Genomic DNA, 3,201 nt, shown 5'->3' on the forward strand with positions numbered 1-3,201 from the left:
TATGGGATGGTCAGGGGTGCGAATCCCTTATATTCCACCAAGGGGTGGAAGTCCCACTAGGAGGTTATTTAAGGCATTGCAGCCCTATTTCACTCCTAAACGTCTCGCACATCGCCGTTACTCTCTCCGCAATTATTAAGGAATCGTTAAGATTTCCGATTTTGCGTTTTGACCTTGAGTTCCCTGCCTTGTTTTGTATATTTCTATACCAAACTTTGGGACATATAAACAGTTGTGGGATGGTCAGGGTATGAGTTCCTTATATTTCACCAAGGGGTGAAAGTCCCACTAGGAAGTTATTTCAGGCATTTCAGCCTTATTTGATTCCTAAACGTCTCGCACCTTAGTGGTTTATGATAGCATAGCACATCGAGAGTATGCAAGACTCAAACCCAAAGTCCTAATTGGCCATTACCTGCTAAGGACATTGACAAGTAGGGGTCGAGAGAGATGTCGCCATCTCCCCCTCCCATACAAAACCGTACTTGAGACTTTCACCTCATACGGCTCCTAATCTGATTGTTCCATTATTAAGGATACAGCGTTGGCGTTATCTAGCGCCGTCTTATCATCATGACAGTGGCGGTGTAATAATTGAAGGTTTTTGTATTCATCCTTTCCACCAAGGCTTCGAGGTACAATGTGGTCTATTTCAATTAGATCAGATGTGGTAAAGTATTGTCGGTAGGGGTCGAAAGGGAAGTCACCCTCCCCAACTCCCATTCCAAACCGTACTTGAGACTTTCACCTCACACGGCTCCTGATGTGGACACCCCTTGTCATGGGAACAGGGTTACGACCCCCTGCTTTGTAACTTCAACTTTCAGAGCTGTATACAACCACGTAGTCTTTAAACTCGCTCTCGTCATAATACTCCTACTAATCGCAGTATCTATATCCACACCGCGACCTGTGGGCATATCCCCACCATGACAATTGGGCTTTGGCTTCTGGTCGCATCCTTCACCCTCAAAAGGGTAGGGGTCGAAAGGGAAGTCACCCTCCCCAACTCCCATTCCAAACCGTACTTGAGACTTTCACCTCATAGGGCTCCTGATGTGGACACCCCTTTGTCATGGGAACAGGGTTACGACCCCCTGCTTTGTATAGCACTAGTCAATACGGTTAGGACGCAGCCTTGAGAACATAATCCATGGCATCATCGAGAGAATCAAACTGCTCACGTGCAATGGCGAATGCGGGCTTTCAACCACGACCAACATTTCTCTATCTTGTTGAGGTCTGGCGAATAAGGTGGTAGATAGAGTAAACGGCATTGAGCTGCCTCCACCAGTTCAGCCTGCCGCCCCCCTTTATGAAACGTTGCATTGTCCAATACTAGAGTCTGACCTGGCTTCAGTGTTGGAATTAAGATGAACTCCAACCACAACTCAAACACTGTCCGATTACAACAACCCTCAAAGGTAAAGGGAGCTAAGAGTTGTTGATGACACCATGGGGCCATATAGCTCACCCTGCCCTGCCTCTTCCCTGATTTGAGGGCATCGAAGCGTTGTCCTTCCTGGCAGTAACCATAAGGATAATCCGAGTCTTGACTATTCATGCCAGCTTCATCGAGGTAAACCAACCCTTCCGRCTCCATATGTTCAATCTGAGCAATAAACTCCTCTCGCTGTTGCTCATCACCTTCTTGGTAGCCGTAAGNTTTTTTTTCTGGTGAAGCCAATTTTCTTCAAGGCTCTGGATATGGTGCSAGGAGAGATGTCGTCATCCCAAAGTTCAGCCATTTGAGCGGAGGTTTTGTGGCCATGCTCTTGGGCAAAAGCCTTGAATTTATGCCAGTCGGTAATTTTGTGGTTATTGCCAGGTCGGTGATTAGGTTTAGGGAGGAAGTCTCCGGTCTGTGCTTTTCTTTGCAGCCAGAGATTGATAGTGTTCCGGCTGACATGGAAAACTTGACTGGCTTCTGTTTTGGGCATACCGTCTAGTTCAATTGCATCAATAACTTTTTGTCTGAGGTCGTAACTATAGGGGGCTGGCATTTTTGGTCTTCTTAGTCATCTCGTCCTCTCCATTATACGTCCTAACTTTCCTGTCTGGTGCTATAGTGTAAAAGAAACCCCCTAGGTATTTAGCCTAGAGGGTATTGTGTTGTGGGTTTATTGGGGGTTAATCGTCTAACTGATAGATTAATCTAAGTCCTGCTTTCATTTCTGGTGATTCTGGGTCAATACCATGATTGAGTAGTGTTTGCTTTGCCATATCTAGTGGCAATGGTTGTCGGTGGTGGCGTGTTAAGATACCTAACTCTGTGGCAAGGTTGCGACGTTTTTTGTATTTGCTGTCATTAATCGCTACCGAATGTCCAAAGCAGCGTGCCCTGATTTCTTGTGGTATCCCGTTCATTTCTCCCAGTTGATTAGCTAGATGTCGAAAAGCTAATGCTTGAGTAAATCCCCACTTATGGTGTTTAAGCCATTTACGATGATTATCATTAAAACCGCTAGGGTCCTTGGCGTTTGTAATAGGTAAACAGACGTTATGAATTCCTAGGCGGTTAATCAAAGCCTTGTCTTTTGACATTGGTATTGCTAACCTTTGACCTGTTTTGGTGCTACTGCCAAAGTAAGTAAACTCACCAATAACCAGCACTAACTCAAGGTTGTTAGGGTCAGATATGGCCGGGAAAGTAATGCCGTCAATCTTGACTGTCTTATCTAGGTTCTGACTTGCTGCAATCTCTGATGGTCTCAATCCATATAAAGCACACATTGCCGACACCCAACACCAACCATCACGTGCTTGACGTTCCCTTGAATTCTCATAATCAGTGTTACGCTCCTTGTCTAGCAAGCCTAGCAAGGTATCCAAGTCTACACTCTGGGATTCAGTAAACACTGTTTGGGTAGGGTTAATCTTTTCTAGTTTCTCTAGTGCTTTTTTGCAGCCAGCGTGTTCTGCTACCTGTTTTAATCGGTAGTATCTGTCTTTAAAGGTTTTGCTACCTATCGGGTTGCTACCGTCCTGTAACGGGCTATACAGTGCTTTCTTGATACCCTCCCAGTTAACATAATCATCCCAGTCTGTGACTTTGTTAAATACATCAAGGAAACAGGCTTTAAATGACTTAACGTCACTAGCTATATCGCGAGAGCGCTTCCGTTTAGTGTTCTTGTGTACCCCATTAAAGTAATCATCTTCCATCTCTTTAAACACTTGGCGATAGGTGATTAAGTCGTT

The 3,201-nt window shown here is 45.1% G+C and carries 1 protein-coding gene and 2 pseudogenes; all 3 read right to left on the bottom strand.

Annotated elements, in window-relative coordinates:
- Positions 1 to 510 precede the first annotated feature (510 nt).
- A pseudogene (locus tag B9T16_RS27240) lies at positions 511 to 681 on the bottom strand (HNH endonuclease); the annotation flags it as partial.
- A gap of 444 nt (positions 682 to 1,125) precedes the next feature.
- A pseudogene (locus tag B9T16_RS27245) lies at positions 1,126 to 2,003 on the bottom strand (IS630 family transposase).
- Between the two features lie 127 nt (positions 2,004 to 2,130).
- The coding region (locus B9T16_RS27250; RefSeq protein ID WP_410246241.1) for a recombinase at positions 2,131 to 3,201 on the bottom strand (1,071 nt) is incomplete at its 5' end.

Origin of the sequence: Arthrospira sp. PCC 8006 (genome assembly GCF_046480465.1) — a bacterium.
Classification (GTDB): domain Bacteria; phylum Cyanobacteriota; class Cyanobacteriia; order Cyanobacteriales; family Microcoleaceae; genus Limnospira; species Limnospira platensis.